The following is a 16,003-nucleotide window of genomic DNA, read 5'->3' as shown; positions in this document are numbered from 1 at the left end:
AAAAGTTGGTCAATTGAATTAGATGGAGCGCCGTATGAGGTGAAAGTCTCACGTACGGTGTGAAGTGGGGGAAAAGGTGGAGATGATGTCAAAACCTTACCTATCACTATTGGTAATTGTTTTTGTAAATACTCTCTCCACTCCTCGGTATTTCCATCGCTTATTACATATGCAACCAATCGTTGATCACCTGGACGATCTTCTCTAACTAATACGACAGCCTCTTTAATAAACGAACATTTTTCTAAAGTCGCTTCAATTTCTCCTAATTCAATCCTAAAACCACGCATTTTGACTTGGTGGTCCATTCTACCTATAAATTCTAAATTCCCATCAGTTAAATATCTTACTGAATCTCCTGTTCGATATAGTCGTTCCCCAAATCGATATGGATGCGAAACGAATTTTTCAGCAGTAAGATTCGGACGATTTAAGTATCCACGTGCTAAACCAGCACCACCAATATATAACTCACCCTCAATTCCTATTGATTGCAAGCGTTGATTTTGGTCTAATACATATAATTGCGTGTTCTGTATTGGCTGCCCAATAGAAACAAATTCTTGATTAGGCTGAATATCAAATGCATTCACATAAATAGTGGCTTCAGTTGGCCCATAAAAGTTGGTTAATTTCACTTGTCCACTATAATTCCATTTCTGTTGAAATCGTCTAACCAACCCTGAACTTAGTTCTTCTCCACCAGAAAATACATGGCGTACGGACGAACAATTCATGTTCAATTCAATATGATTGAAGTGGTCTAAGAAAACAGATAACATCGAAGGTACAAATTGAACTATAGTAACCTGATGTTGTTTAATCACTTCAGCTATAATAGAAGGATCTTTTTCTCCACCTGGAGGCAGGAAAGATACACTTGCACCAACGTGAATGCCCCAAAACAATTCCCAAACAGAGACATCAAATGAGAATGGCGTTTTCTGCAAGACCACATCCTTTTCAGAAAGCGGATATTTATGTTGCATCCATTCTAGATAATTAATTACTGAATGATGCTCAATCATTACTCCCTTTGGATTCCCTGTAGATCCTGAAGTATACATAACATACGCTAAATTTTCTCCTGTTACACCACTTATGCATGGGGTTGATTCTTCTTTTTCAATTGCAGTATAATCTTTATTCATACAAATCGTTTCTATATTTTCAGATACAAACAAATTTTTAGAATTCTCTTCCGTCACTAGTACTTCGATTCCAGCATCCTCTAATATATATCGAAGTCGACTCTCTGGATAAGTAGGGTCAAGTGGAACATACGCTGCTCCTGATTTTAAAATACCTAATAACGCTATCATCATTTGTAATGAACGTTCCATATATACCCCAACTAGAGACTCTGGGCCTACACCATGCTTTTGTAGATAATGAGCTAGCAGATTTGCACGCTTCTCCAACTCTTTATAGGTAATTTGTTCATTTTCGTAACTAGCCGCGATTGCTTCCGGTGTTTTTTTAACTTGCTCCTCAAACATCGTATGAATCATGCCTTCAGCCGAATAATTAAATTGAGTATGATTCCATTCCTCTAGTAACTGTATCTGTTCTTCTTCTGTTAAATGAGTAATTTCAAATAGTTTTGAATCTAGGCTCTTCGTCATCTGAATTAATATTTGCAATAAGTGATTCTGAATCAGATTTATTGTTTCTTCATTAAAATAGCTTCGATCATACATCAACTTTAAAGTAATTTTCTTACCGGGCATTACAATGAGTGTTAAAGGATAATTTGTTTGTTCCGTGCTTGTAACATCTAGTAATCTTAAATCATCATTTCTCTCACCTTGAATTGGATAATTTTCAAACACATACAAGGTATGAAATAAGGAGCTATTTCGCGGGACCTCACTCCAGCCTTGAATATCTATCAACGAATTATACTCATACTGTCTTCGTTCCATTTCTTTCATTTGTATTTTACGAAGCCAATCTACTACTGATGTATTATCCGTTAATCGAATTCTGGTAGGTAATGTGTTAATAAATAGCCCCACCATATTCTCTGCTCCCATTAAATCAGTAGGACGTCCAGCGCTAGTTACGCCAAATACGACGTCACTGTCACCGCTATACCTACTCATCAAATAAGCCCATGCACCTTGTACTAACGTATTCAACGTTAATCGACTATTTCGTACCCACTCTTGTAACTTCTCAGTAAGTTTCTCAGATACTTGATAAACACACTCTCCATAGCCCTTCTCTTGTCCTTGATCCTTTCTTTCCATTGCTAATGGCGTAGGTGCATAGAACCCTTTTAATTCTTCTTTCCAAAATTCCTCTGCTTGACTTTGATCTTGTTTATTTATCCACTGGATATATTTTTTATAAGGAAGAGATTTAGGAAGAGTCAATAATTCTCCCTTTATCATCTTGAGATAAACTTCCATCACTTCACTAAAGACCAATGACACACTCCATCCATCTAGCAAAATATGATGATGTGTCCAAATAATTCTCGTTTCCTCTTTTGCTTCTTTAATCGCAGTGACTCTCATCAATGGTGCTTCATCCAATAAAAATCCTTTTCTACGATCTACATTCAAAAACTGTTGTAATTTCTTCACCCTTTCCTCATGTGGATAGGTGCTCCAATCCTCTTGATGAATAGTAAAAGGAAGACGTTGGTAAACCGCTTGTAGTGGCTTTTCTACTTCCTCCCATACAAATACTGAACGTAAAACCTCATGTCGATTAATAACATATTCCCAAGCCTTTTCAAAAGTATCAACATCCAATTGCCCCCCGAGCAAGAAACCTACTTGTACAATATAGGAAAAAGAATGTTCATCATCTTGATCGTATAAAGTATGAAACAGTATTCCTTTTTGCAAAGGTGATAAACCATATATATCAATAACCTCTCCCATTTTTACACCCTCTTCTTTGTTAATTTAAGTAATACTTTGCTCAAGCTTTCTTCCGTAAGATCCTCTGCATCAGCAAAATCTGATACCGTAAAAGCAGACTCTGTTGTTGGTTTATTTATAAGTTGACGAAGATGCCTCAACATACCATCTGCTATCACTTGAATTTTTAATTTAGAAAACTGTTTCCTACTATACATCCAAATAAAATGTAACTTTTCATCTTTCACCATTCCGATAACATCAATTAGATGAGATGGTTTGGAATCTGGAGCATGATCTAAAAATGTAAATCCTGTCTCTTGCATAAACAAAGAGTCCCTTGAAAACACCTGATCAAATTGGCCCAAATAGTTAAAGCTTATTGAAGGCTTTTGCTGATAAAACGGAAGTAATCCTTTATTCAAGTAACGTAAAATGCCATAGTCAACTCCGCGATTTGGGATTCGACGCAATTGCTCTTTGACTGCCTTTAACCCTTCAATAGGTGTCTGAGTTCCTTGAAAATTGAGATGAACGGGATAAATACTCGTGAACCAGCCCACTGTCCTTGATAAATCAATACCTTCAATCATCTCTTCTCTCCCGTGTCCTTCTAGATGAATAGAAACGGTTTGCTGATTTGTACAATCGACGATAGCTTGTCCTAATGCCGTTAATAGTACCTCATCAATCCTTGTCTTATGAGTGACTAGAACTTCGTGAAACAATGCTTGTGTTTCTTCTATTCCTAAAGTCCTCGTCACTTGATCAATCGATTCTTCTGTCGTTTCTTGTATTGGATAGTCCATTGGAATTTTCATCGTTTCTTTTTCTACTTGTTCATTCCAATAATCCTTTACTTCTTTTGAAATACCCGAATCACTGTATGTCTGAAGTCGTTCAGACCATTCTTTAAAAGATGTACTTTTCGCAGGTAAGCGAATTTCTTGACCTTGTTTCATCTGGTTATATACCACCTGTAAATCTTCCAATAGAATCCTCCATGACACTCCATCTACTACTAAATGATGTATCACCCAGAATATTCGATCATTTTCAGTCAAGTTATCTTCAAAGTACACTACTTTCATTAACGGACCAGTAATTAAATTGAAACTAGCTTGATGAATATTCATCTCTTCTTGTATTATTTTATTCCACTCTTTTTCATTAACTTGATTCCGTTTTACAACATGGAGTACTGACAGCTCATCAGTCCCTTCATTTCTCTGTCTCCACGTTCCGTTTGGTAACTGTTCGTACCGGAAACGTAAAGCATCATGATGTTTCAGTAAATTTAATATCGCTCCCTCTAGTAATTTCACATCCAATCTTTCTTTTACTCTTAAAAGCATTGATTGATTCCAATGCTCTGTATGTGGATGTTCTTGCTCGAAGAACCAGCACTGAATTGGAGTAAGAGGCACATCACCTATCACAATTCCCTGCTCCGCTTGTACTCCCTGCGTTTCTATAGCCACTTGTGCCAGCTCAGCGATAGTTGGGCATTCAAACATTTGCTTTGGAGTCAGTTTTAACCCCACTTGACTTGCTTGAGATATGATTTGAATACTGAGAATCGAGTCGCCACCAATTTCAAAGAAATTATCATAGATTCCCACCTTTTTAACACCTAATACTCTCTTCCAAATGGTAGTTAGTATTTGTTCGTTACTATTCCGAGGGCCAACACATTCACTATTAATCTGCTTTTCCTCCGGCATAGGTAAGGCCTCACGATCAACTTTACCGTTAGCTGTAAGTGGAATAGCTTCCATCGCCACAAATCCCGAAGGAACCATATAACTTGGTAGTTTCGCTTTAAGATATTCTCTCCACGCATCTACATTTCCATCTCCTACAACATATGCTACTAATCGTTTATCGCCTGGCTGATCTTCTCTTACAATTACAACTGCCTCTTTTACATATGCATATGTATGTAAAGTAGACTCAATTTCCCCAATCTCAATTCGGAAACCACGTATTTTAACCTGATGATCAATTCTTCCATGATAATCTAGATTCCCATCTGGCAAATACCTCGCTAAGTCTCCTGTCCGGTATAATCTTGCTTTCAGATCACTACTAAATGGATGAGATATAAAACGCTCTGCTGTTAATTCAGGTCTATTTAAATACCCACGTGCAAGCCCTGCCCCGCCAATATAAAGTTCACCATCAACACCTATAGGAACAGGTTGTTGATAAGCGTCTAGTATATACACTTCTAAATCGGGAATCCGCTTTCCAATATTACTTCTTGAAACATGCTGCACATCATCTAAAGTAATTGGATAATATGTAACATGAACTGTAGTTTCTGTAATTCCATACATATTAATTAACTGTGGTTTTTTCTCCCCATACCTTTGAAACCACGGTAACAAGCTAGTAGGTTCTAACGCTTCTCCGCCAAATATGACATAACGCAGCTGCAAATTTTTATTCTTATCTTCTTGTTCACACACTTGTATTAATTGTCGAAATGCGGAAGGTGTCTGATTTAGAACTGTGACTTCTTCCTCCACCAATAATTGATAAAAATCCTTAGGTGATCGACTAATCCAGTACGGAACAACAACTAATTTTCCACCATATAATAACGCTCCCCAAATTTCCCATACTGAGAAATCAAATGCATACGAATGAAAAAGCGTCCAAGTATCTTTTTCATTAAACTGATACCAACAATCCGTCGATTTAAATAACCGAATGACATTGTGATGTTCTATCATAACGCCCTTTGGATTTCCCGTTGATCCCGAAGTATAGATTACATATGCCAGATTTTTGGGACCGACACTAGAAACCGGCAAAGTCTTACTTTCTTTCCCAATCTCATCTTGATCACGATCCAGGCAAATCGACTCAACATTTTCTGGTAACCAGTTCAATTCTTTTAAACTTTCTTGCGTTACGAATAACTGAATGCTAGCATCTTCTAAAATATATTGAAGTCGTTGCTCTGGATATGTTGGATCAAGTGGGACATAAGCCCCACCAGCCTTCAAAATCCCTAAAATACCTACAATCATCTCGTGGGAACGTTCAACGCACAGTCCAACTAAAGTATCAGGTCCTACTCCTTTTTTCTGCAGATAATGAGCTAACTGGTTTGCACGTCCATTAAGCTCCTTATAAGTAATTTTTTCTTTTTCATACGTAACTGCAATAGCATTTGGATAAATCATCGCTTGCCGTTCGAACATTTCATGAATAGTTACTTGAGGCGGGACATCCAGTTTAGGATTGTTGAACTCAACTAAACTTTTTCTTTTATCTTCCTCAGAAATGATTTCTATTTCAGCCACCTTCTGCTTTGGGTTTTCAAAAGTGTTTTCCATTATCGCTAACATCACGTTAAAAAACCGTTTTATCTCTTCCTTAGAAAATAGCTCCTCACGATAATCAATATGTACATGTAAAGAGTCTATATCAATTAGATTTTCAATATGCACTGCAAAATCTTGTACTTCTTCACGGTTTGGAATCCATAGTGAGTCACCACTTTCATCACGATCCCTATAATCAATCGTAGTTCCGAAAAGTCTCACATTACTGTTATTCTCTTTATTAATCTGCTTTAATAACAAATCAAATGGATATTTCTGGTGTCTTAATGATTTACTTTGTTTTCTGGACACCCTACTAATAAATGAAAGTACTTCTTCTTCTGGATCAATATCCATTCTTAAAGGAACTGTACTCACCATCATTCCAATCAATTTTCGTTCCATTTTAGTCATACGGTTGCCGTAAGCCATTCCTAAACCAATATCAAGCGATGAGGTCCACCGATACATGGACAACGAGAAAGCAGCAACAAAAAGGGTGTATAAACTAAATTTGCAATCTTCAGAAAACTTTTCTATCTTTCTCTTCAAATGCTCCGTTAATATAAACGTCTCACGTGATGCTTTGGTACTAACTTGGTACGTATTATAAGGCTTCAACCCGGTCATAGATGGCAGTGTTTTAAATTCCTCTAACCAAAATTTTTGATCTTTTTGAAAACGACTACTATTCAAGTATGTTTGTTCATTGGTCAGAAATTGAACATATGAATTTTTAATTTCGCCTTCCTCATTCTCGTTATGCATGTCATAATAATATTTTGCAATCTGCTCAGTAAATATTTGAATTGATAAACCATCCATAATAATATGATGAACATTTCCAAAGACTGCACATTCATTATCGTTTAATTTTATTAAAGCGAAATAGTATAAATTGGAATTAAATAATGTAAACGTTTCTTTTGTTTTCTGCTCAATCCATTCCTCAAGCAAATTTGTATTCTCCACATTACTGAAATCAAAAAACTCAAATTCTTGTTCTTCATGTTTAATAAAATATTGTTTCGGTTCCTGATGCCCATTTTCTTTTAACCTAATGCACAGACCGTCATTTTCACTGATAACGCGATTCACAACTTGGTTTAATTTTGAATAGTTCATTTTCCGATGAAGTTTAAATAAAAATCTTAAATTACATATTCCTTTATCAGAATGAATAACTTCTGTATACCATATTCTTCGCTGCGGATGGCTTAATGGATAACATTCCTCATTGGTCATAAAAATCTTCCCTTCAAAAATTATTTGCTCTTATTGGTTCGTGTTTATGTTTAGCCCATAAATATTTCTGCAGTGAAACTCCAATTACTCCAATAATAACAAGCCCAATCCCTCCATAAACATAGAGTTGAGTTACTCCAAATAAATGCACTAATGGGCCACTCATAGCAGGGGAAATAATTAAAACTGCGTTTGTTAAACTGCTTTGTATACCAAATACTCTTCCTACTTGATCTTGATCGGATTCTATTTGTAATATGACTTGATTAGATACAAGCATCAGCCCACTTCCAATACCAGCGATAAAACTAATTAAATAGGCTAAAACGAAGACCGTACCGGGCGTTATCAAACCAATCCCCCCAAAACCAATTCCCATTAAAACCATACCTCCACATACTACCCAGCCATATTGAAATTGTTTTAATTTCTGAGTTAGTAATGCACCAAGTATTCCGCCAAGACCAATAATAGAAATGATATATCCCATTTTACTTTTATCATGTGGGAATAAACTCTTAAATAAAGTTGGGAATTGTGAGTCTACTAATTGTAATACTGCCATGGCTATTGTAACGAAAATCATGGTTGATAATATTATCCGATTAGATAACACATAACCCCACCCTTGTACCCAAGCGGTCCAAGTACTTTGTTTTTGCTTTTCAACAAATTCTTTCGATATAGTTTCTTTAAATTTTATTGTGGGTATGAGAACTAAGGTAGCTAATAAACAACTTATAGCTCTTATAATGAGGCAGAACTCTGGTTGAAACCAACTCAGCAACATGCCCCCTATAAGTGGGCCTACTATCTTTGTACCCTGCTCTACTATTCCGTTGATACTTACTGCTTTAGTAAGCAAGTCCGGGGATACAATCTGTCTTGTTAGTGTTTGCTGTGCAGGATAATAGAAAACAATAAAAATGGAACGAATCATTAATGCCACTAAGAGCCAGTGGATATCTTGTACAAATAAAAGAGCAATTGTTATTAGACCAACCATTAGATTACAGAACATCATAATTGGAATTTTTCTAAAACGATCTGCAATAACACCTGCCCATGAGCCAAAAATAATTCCAGGAAGTGCATATGCAACAGGAATCAATCCAATCATAGTAGGATCTACTTCCCATTCAAACCCAACTATAGTCATAATCGCTAACATATCAATAAAAACACCAAGCATAAGCAATGAATAGGCAGAGAAAACTTGTAAATAAACCCTATTTCCTAATAGGCCTTTTGAATCAGTAGTTTTCATAAAAGCAAGCTCCTTAGGTTACTAATATAAACGCTTTTGCGTATAAGGTACCTCTTTATTAAACTTAATTAATCATTATTGACATCTCACCTAGAATTTAACTTCGTCAAAACTCAAACCACTCTTGTTTTTCATATATTTAAAATAGTCAGACAAACGAAAGCGTACCTATTTCTTCATTTTTATATCAACTGTTACAAAATATATCTTTACCTTACACTAATAACAGCTAAACGTTTCCTTAATATAACCCTTTACAGTCGTTTGCACATTCAATTCACATCCTTTTTAAAGTTGGCTTTTTCTATCTCAAATACTATCACACAAATATTTCACCTACTATATTCATAAAGTTGAAATATTTGAATCAGAAAATTCGGATAAAAAACTAAATCCACAAATCATACCAAACAATTATTTAGTTATATTGTCATTTTATAGATAGCTTTAGCCATAAGGATATCAAGAATTAAGTTTTTTAATTTTATTAACATAATAGTTTATAGAGACTATAAATCCTACTAAACAAAAAAATAAATATACAATAAAGTATATTTATTTTTTCTTATCCTACATATTTTCTATGCAAATTAATTCCAATAACTAAAGTTGATAATAAAAATATAATATTACCAATCACTAATGTACTCATAACAAGAATTGAATAATATAGTATTAATACTTCTGCACCTACTACCTATTTTATTTATTGGATATTTATACTTCAAAAAAAATTACACATCATTCACAATTAGGATACATACCCAAAATATCATTTGAACATGTTATTATATTTTAAGATAATATAAAATCAGTTTTTCTATAAGAGAACTTAATTTTTATGTAGTACGAAATTGTTAGTAATACAGTATATACTAATTTAGTTATAAAAACATTTAAAGACCACCTATTTCCATAAGTGATCTTTCTTTGTGATTCTGTATTTGTGCACTACTGTAGAAATATATCGTAGAAACGCTTTGTTTGCTAAATGTTTAGTTCTTTCCATTTACTAAAAAACATAGCTTCATACACTTAATATCATATTCGTTACATTGCAAACTATTATTTTGTCTTCTGTACAGGCAAACTACTAAAAATCAATTCAGCAACTTTTACATATCCTTTTGAGTTTGGATGAATTAAATCCTTAGACCAAAGCGTATTGTCATTAACTAAATGATGATTCCAAAAATCAACATGATGAAGCTTATACTCTCTGCTCAGTGAATGTATAACTTCATTTGCCTCTAATAATTGTTCTTTTATTTCTTGTTTTTTTTCAGAAGCAAAAGGAAGCCTAACTGTAAAATCAGGAAGGTTTGCTATAATAATATCAGCCCCTGCTTTACTTAATGTATCTATCATAAATTCCATATCGTTCTTATATGCATCATGATTCCAACGTCCTTTTAAAACATCGTTTGCCCCTGCAATGAGACTAACCAAATCTGGATTAAAAGTTAACGCCTTTTCCAATTGCTGCAAGCGAATTTCTTCAGTTACTAACCCACGCTTTGCAAAATTAGCATATTCTATATCTTTTTCACACAGTTGAACAAAATGATCTACCCAGCTTTTTAATGCAATTCCCTCAACTTCATCCCCTATCCCCTCTGTAAAACTATCACCAATTGCTACAAATCGCTTCCACATATGTATTCCCCCTTTATTTTTAAACATATCTATACTATACAATAGCTCACACCGTAATTGTTATTTCTAAGTGGTTTTCGATTTCAATTATATTCCACTTTACTATATTTACATTTAGAATCCAAAATTGACCGATTCCCAAGTATACTAAGGAATCGGTCATATTCGTATATTTACTAAAGAAATAAAATCCCTCTAGGACTTATACTTTTTTCAAAAAATTTGTTGTTCTTTGTTTTGCCCAGTTGATACATTTCTTTTCGATTACATGATACGAAACTATAGAAAAAAGTAGTGTCATTGCAATGCACAAAGTAAGAAGAAAAAATTACACCCTGACATTCCAAGCTATCCACATAAGAATCTATAGTGCTTTGAAACCTTTTGTTTCAAACTAATATTTAGTTGTATCCTATAAAATTAGCTTTTTACTATATCAATCGTACGATCCCACATACCACTAAAAAAAGATCCTGTTTTACGTATAAAACGTGTAAGCCAATTTGCTTGTTCCACATCAGATTTTGTTACAAGGTCTATTTGTAATGAATTACCTGATAAGAACCCAGGATCTGTATTATCTTTAGACGAGATAATCATTTTACTAATTGTTACACCTTTTTTAATAGGCGCTTCTTGTTCCGTATTCGATACTTTAAATTCTTTTTTATAAATGTCTTTATTGCCCTTCGGCATTGGAAGTGAAACAGCTTGCTTCGTTTGAACTACTACATCTTTGTCTTTTGCATTTGCCACTCGAACTGTTTCATGTCCTTTTATTACTGAATCTTTTCCGTAGACATTCTTCACTTCAAAATTCGCAAATCCATAATCGTATAATTTCTTTGTTTCATCAAAACGTGCCGTATGAGATTTTGCTTTGATCACTACAGAAATTAGGCGCATACCATTTCTTTCTACTGTACCAGTGAAACAATCTCCCGCTTCTGGAGTCGTTCCTGTTTTCAAACCATCTACACCTTCATATTGCTTAATTAAACCTTTTAACATCCAGTTAAAGTTCGCCATATCAATTGGATATTTACCACCCTCTTGGAATGTTTTTTTAGGAATTTTTGCTGTATTTAATATTTGGGGAAAATCTTGAATAAGACGTTGTGCTAAAATTGCACAATCCCTTGCAGACATTTTATTTTTCTCGTCTAGAGTTGTCCCTTCTAGGTGATATCCTTTTAAATCTTGATTTGTTAAGCCAGTAGAGTTTACAAACTTATAGTCTTTCATACCAAACTCTTTTGACTTATCGTTCATCATTTTTACAAAATTGACCTCTTTACCAGCAATCTGTTCAACTAAAGCAATTGTTGCACCATTTGCAGAGTAAATTGCCATTGCCTCATATAACTCTTTTACCGTATAAGAGCCACCATTTTCTAATGGAACATTTGATAGTGAACGATCTTGCGAAATCTTATGTGCATATTCAGAGATTTTAACCTTTTGATCCCATTTAAGTTTTCCTTTATCCACCGCTTCATGAACTAAGTATTCGCTCATCATTTTTGTCATACTAGCAATTGCCAATGATTCATCTGCATTTTTTTCATATAAAATTTTTCCAGAATTTGCTTCTATTAAAATTGCTGATCCTGCTTCAACGTCTATAGCAGGATCTGTTTCCGCTGCTGCTTTTCCAATTGTAACGACCATGCTACAAAATAGTGTAAGCACTGTTACTATTGCAATAACTCTATTGCAAAACATACCTTTCACTTCTGTTACCTCCAATTTCTTTGTACTTAAAAAAAGCGTTATTTTAACATAATCCCGTAAAAAAATAGAAAGTGTTCTCAAATTGTATATACATATAAAACGTTAGAATCGCTTTCATATAGACCATCTCATCCGACATTTTTAGGTGCGCTAATACTTTGTATTCCCACACATATCCTTATTTTTAATCCCCTTATATTTTTCAAAATGATTCACACTTTCATATTTTTTTAGGATTACAGTTAATAGACAATCTAAATAATACATTTGTTCCACAGTTACAAAAAATAAAAAACTACACCCTATACTGGATGTAGTTTTTCTAACTGATTTATTTATTTTTCACTTCATTTTTATAAAAAGCAAATAATGGTTCGATGGATGGACTAGATAACAGCGGTATTGCCTTCTCAATCAATTTCCTATCCCAATCAAACCAACGCATTTCCATTAACATGTTTATTTCTGTATCAGTGAATCGTTTCTTTATTTCCTTAGCAGGATTTCCACCAACTATTGTATACGGCGGAACATCTTTACTTACGACTGATCCTGCAGCAACAATTGCACCTTCACCAATAGTAACGCCAGGCATTATTATAGCATTCATTCCAATCCAAGCATCATTTTTAATGACTGTATCTCCCTTAGGTTCATATGATTGTTTAATTTGCTCAGCGAATGGATATACTGTAATCCATTCTGAGTGATGATTATGATTACCACCCATTAAAATGACTACCCCGCTTGCAATGCAAACATAATTCCCAATAATGAGTTTGTCAAGGTGCCATCCCATCTGTTCAATTGGATTGAACAGTGCTTGGGACTTAGCATCTCCCCACAAATACCTTACACAGCCATCTTCAAAATTTTGATGACTATAATAGCCTGAATAATAGGAGTACTCTCCTACTTCAATGAGTGGATTTGTTACTATATCTTTTATATACTTTGTTTCTGACCAATGATTAAATAATGGATGCTTCATAACTTTATTCCTCGCTTCTAAGTATTATATATATTGCTATTTACTTAGAAGCTTACTACGACTGCTACATTTTTTAGCTTTCTCAAACGACGAATCATTATCTTCAAGCCTTTCTTTTATACTATAAAAAAGCATAACGCAATACATTACACTAGTCAAATTGTGTAATTTTGAACACATCTTAAACAGCGTAATACTGCAATAGGAACATGAAAACACTCTAACTTTGATACAAATAATATATTGATTACATTTAGTTCATATTTTGTAAAAAAATCTTAATTGCCATGACAAAGCAAACAATAACCACTATTGGTCGTATTAATGCTGTCCCTTTTGTAAGCACCATCTTCGCCCCAATATATGATCCTATTATTTGACCAAGCATCATAATCAATCCAATTGTCCAATCAATTTGGCCAAAAATAATAAAATACAACAAAGCAGCGAAATTACTTGTAAAGTTCAAAATCTTAGCATTTGCAGTCGCCCGTGTAGCACTATATCCACATAAGAGAATGAATGCTAAAGCAATTAAACTACCTGTTCCTGGGCCGAAGAAACCATCATAAAATCCCAGTAACGGAGCCACTGTTAACGCAAACAACAACATACTTATTTTTCTCGGTCGATCTTCGTTTGCTATATTTGGAGATAATAGAAAATAAATGCCAATAAAAACAAGTAAAAAAGGTAATATCATAATTAGATATTCTGCTCGTATCTGTAAAACAAGCCATCCACCGAAAACTGATCCAAAAAAGGTCATTAAGATGGACAAACGCATTTCTTTAAGATTAATTTCTTTCTTCTTAATAAAAAACACTGTTGCCATGAGAGTTCCGCTACTCCCTTGCAGTTTATTAGTTGCTATCGCTACAGAAGGAGACATACCTACTAATAACATTATCGGGATAGTTATCATACCACCGCCTCCAGCAATCGTATCTATCCATCCTGCTAATACAGCTACTAAAAATAGTAGTATGAGTAATTCAATAGTAAAATCCATACAAAGAATATGGGAAGGCTTGAGCTATTATACCCCAAACCTCCCCATCTTCCCTCCTCTCTTTAAACTAGTTAATTAAATCTTTAAAGTAACTTTCTTTCTGATCACGTAATCGGCTGGAAACGTATTGCCTGCAAACAATTCTTCTTCCGTATTTATTATTTCCAATCGGGATTTTATATTCTTCCTCAGATAACCTTTCTCTACCATGAGTGACATTTGTTTGTTTACCATAGTATGAATTTGGGATAATTAATAAATCTTCAGATGTAAGTGGAACCTTATAAGTAGGCGTTGTTCGTAAGAGTTCTAAAAACATGTCAAATTTCAATTTTTCTTCTTCACTTTCTCCTACATAAATCAATCTATTCTCTGCTCCATTTAAACAAGTTGCAATAATATCACCATTATCATCTAAAAATATAATTTGGTTTATTTCCCCTACAAATCCCGATATTTCACCATCAGCCATTCCTGCGATATGAGCAATAGGCATTTTACTTATCGCCAATATGTCATCTTTACTGAAGAAATTTTCTTCAAGATGCTTTTGAAGTAATTTTGGCGTTCCAATATGAGTTTGAGTTTTTAAATTTAACACTCCTTTTAATAAAAGAGCATCAACTCTAGTAAATTTTCCACAAGTAATTTCAGACACTATTCGTTCCACGGATTTATTAAGTCTATTTGATACAATTTCTAAATTCGTATTGAATGTTTTCAATCTTGCTTCAATATCTGATTGGTCTTTCATATCTGTATACACTGTGGCATCGTTATGTTGATAAAAGTTCCCGCCACCGGTGCTTGCACCGACATTTCGCAAAACTTCATCGTTATTTAAAGGCGAAATAAGATGAAATCTATTTTTCCCAGCATGTTCGGATGGGTGAATTAAAGCATCATAATTAAAAAGTGTGGCAAAAAGCCATGTGACCCATTCTGCATAAAAATATTTTTTCATTCTATCGTGTTCGTCTTCACCATAATTAAAACCTCTGCGATTTTCCCCAGGTAATAGTGTTTCTATAGGATCACATGGAGTATTTTTAATAAGGATAGGCGGTACGTTCCCGCCACAATTCGCTATTTTTATCATATGTAGTAGGTTTTTCATATCTGAATTCGGATTTTTCTTTGAATAGTCAATCAAACAATTAAGCCACTCTTTTGAAAAATATGCTGCTATTTCTTGATCACAAGTATAAGGATTATGAGTTTTTAATTCATTTTCTATCAGATTCTTCATTTTATCCTTCAATAGATTCGGAATAGTAATTTCTTCAATTTCTGTAATCTGCAGTATTCCTTTATTCATTATAAAACCTCCGTTGTTTTATTTTTTACACCCTATCTTCATTAAACAAACTATCCACTTCTTTTTTACTCCTTTACTTTTCGTCAGAGCTATTAGAATTACCGATTTACAAATAAAAAACATGGAGTATAAGAGATTTGTTCTTAGCTACATTTCCCCCACGAACCTCTATTGAATTGACAAATTTAATTTGAAAATCTGATTCATTTTCATACTTTACTTTCAAACTATGTTTATATGATTTTCAATTCAAGTAAGAGTATTTCATTTTCTAAAGTTTTCCTAATTTTAAAATCAGAATTTTCAATACAACTATGTTAACATTAAAAATATAACACGAAACCAAAAAATGTAAATGAATAGTTTTTTCTAAAAAATAGTCAGACTATTTACAAGGTAATTCGTATTCCATTGAACCAACTACGGCCCCTCAATTTTATTGATAACAATAAAAAAGCCCCCTAAATTGAAGTGCACCCCAATTGTTAGACACAGTCTAACAATTGGAGGTGCATTTTTTATGGCTAAATTTTCTTCAAAAGAAAAAATCCAAGCGGTGAAACGATATTTAG

At 34.0% G+C, this 16,003-nt stretch carries 8 protein-coding genes and 1 pseudogene; all 9 read right to left on the bottom strand.

Going from position 1 to position 16,003, the window contains the following annotated elements:
• A partial coding sequence (locus tag ACS2CR_RS29690; RefSeq protein ID WP_438906123.1) for a non-ribosomal peptide synthetase occupies positions 1-2,894 on the bottom strand: 2,894 nt, incomplete at its 3' end.
• Positions 2,895-2,896: 2 nt separating this feature from the next.
• Positions 2,897-7,453 (bottom strand): non-ribosomal peptide synthetase, encoded by a 4,557-nt coding sequence (locus tag ACS2CR_RS29685; RefSeq protein ID WP_053512811.1) that lies wholly within the window; start codon positions 7,451-7,453, stop codon positions 2,897-2,899.
• 13 nt (positions 7,454-7,466) lie between these two features.
• Positions 7,467-8,720 carry an MFS transporter gene (locus ACS2CR_RS29680; RefSeq protein ID WP_000858613.1) on the bottom strand — a complete coding sequence of 418 codons (1,254 nt, stop codon included), beginning with the start codon at positions 8,718-8,720 and terminating at the stop codon, positions 7,467-7,469.
• A 1,065-nt stretch (positions 8,721-9,785) separates the two neighbouring features.
• A complete protein-coding gene (locus ACS2CR_RS29675; protein WP_000265873.1) occupies positions 9,786-10,376 on the bottom strand; it encodes an SGNH/GDSL hydrolase family protein in 591 nt (196 codons plus the stop codon).
• A gap of 202 nt (positions 10,377-10,578) precedes the next feature.
• Positions 10,579-10,704: pseudogene (locus ACS2CR_RS29670) on the bottom strand (acyltransferase family protein); the annotation flags it as partial.
• A 92-nt stretch (positions 10,705-10,796) separates the two neighbouring features.
• Positions 10,797-12,110, bottom strand: coding sequence for a D-alanyl-D-alanine carboxypeptidase family protein (locus tag ACS2CR_RS29665; protein WP_016109985.1), 1,314 nt, complete (start codon positions 12,108-12,110; stop codon positions 10,797-10,799).
• A 331-nt stretch (positions 12,111-12,441) separates the two neighbouring features.
• Positions 12,442-13,101 (bottom strand): CatB-related O-acetyltransferase, encoded by a 660-nt coding sequence (locus ACS2CR_RS29660; RefSeq protein WP_153602897.1) that lies wholly within the window; start codon positions 13,099-13,101, stop codon positions 12,442-12,444.
• A gap of 253 nt (positions 13,102-13,354) precedes the next feature.
• Complete coding sequence (locus ACS2CR_RS29655) at positions 13,355-14,113, bottom strand: TSUP family transporter (protein ID WP_000347986.1); 759 nt, start codon at positions 14,111-14,113, stop codon at positions 13,355-13,357.
• A 67-nt stretch (positions 14,114-14,180) separates the two neighbouring features.
• Entirely contained in the window at positions 14,181-15,431 is a 1,251-nt protein-coding gene (locus tag ACS2CR_RS29650; RefSeq protein WP_001032363.1) for a hypothetical protein, read from the bottom strand.
• Positions 15,432-16,003: the final 572 nt, after the last annotated feature.

It is taken from the genome of Bacillus cereus group sp. BceL291, from assembly GCF_051776705.1.
In the GTDB taxonomy this organism is placed as follows: domain Bacteria; phylum Bacillota; class Bacilli; order Bacillales; family Bacillaceae_G; genus Bacillus_A; species Bacillus_A cereus.
The sequence above is the reverse complement of the archived record's forward strand: the minus strand, read 5'-3'. Positions and strand labels throughout refer to the sequence as shown.

What these genes read in the sequence shown, in the direction of transcription:
- ACS2CR_RS29650 (WP_001032363.1), bottom strand. Translation starts at nt 15,431, where the DNA reads ATGAATAAAGGAATACTGCAGATTACAGAAATTGAAGAAATTACTATT.
- ACS2CR_RS29660 (WP_153602897.1), bottom strand. Translation starts at nt 13,101, where the DNA reads ATGAAGCATCCATTATTTAATCATTGGTCAGAAACAAAGTATATAAAA.
- ACS2CR_RS29685 (WP_053512811.1), bottom strand. Translation starts at nt 7,453, where the DNA reads ATGACCAATGAGGAATGTTATCCATTAAGCCATCCGCAGCGAAGAATA.
- ACS2CR_RS29655 (WP_000347986.1), bottom strand. Translation starts at nt 14,113, where the DNA reads ATGGATTTTACTATTGAATTACTCATACTACTATTTTTAGTAGCTGTA.
- ACS2CR_RS29675 (WP_000265873.1), bottom strand. Translation starts at nt 10,376, where the DNA reads ATGTGGAAGCGATTTGTAGCAATTGGTGATAGTTTTACAGAGGGGATA.
- ACS2CR_RS29680 (WP_000858613.1), bottom strand. Translation starts at nt 8,720, where the DNA reads ATGAAAACTACTGATTCAAAAGGCCTATTAGGAAATAGGGTTTATTTA.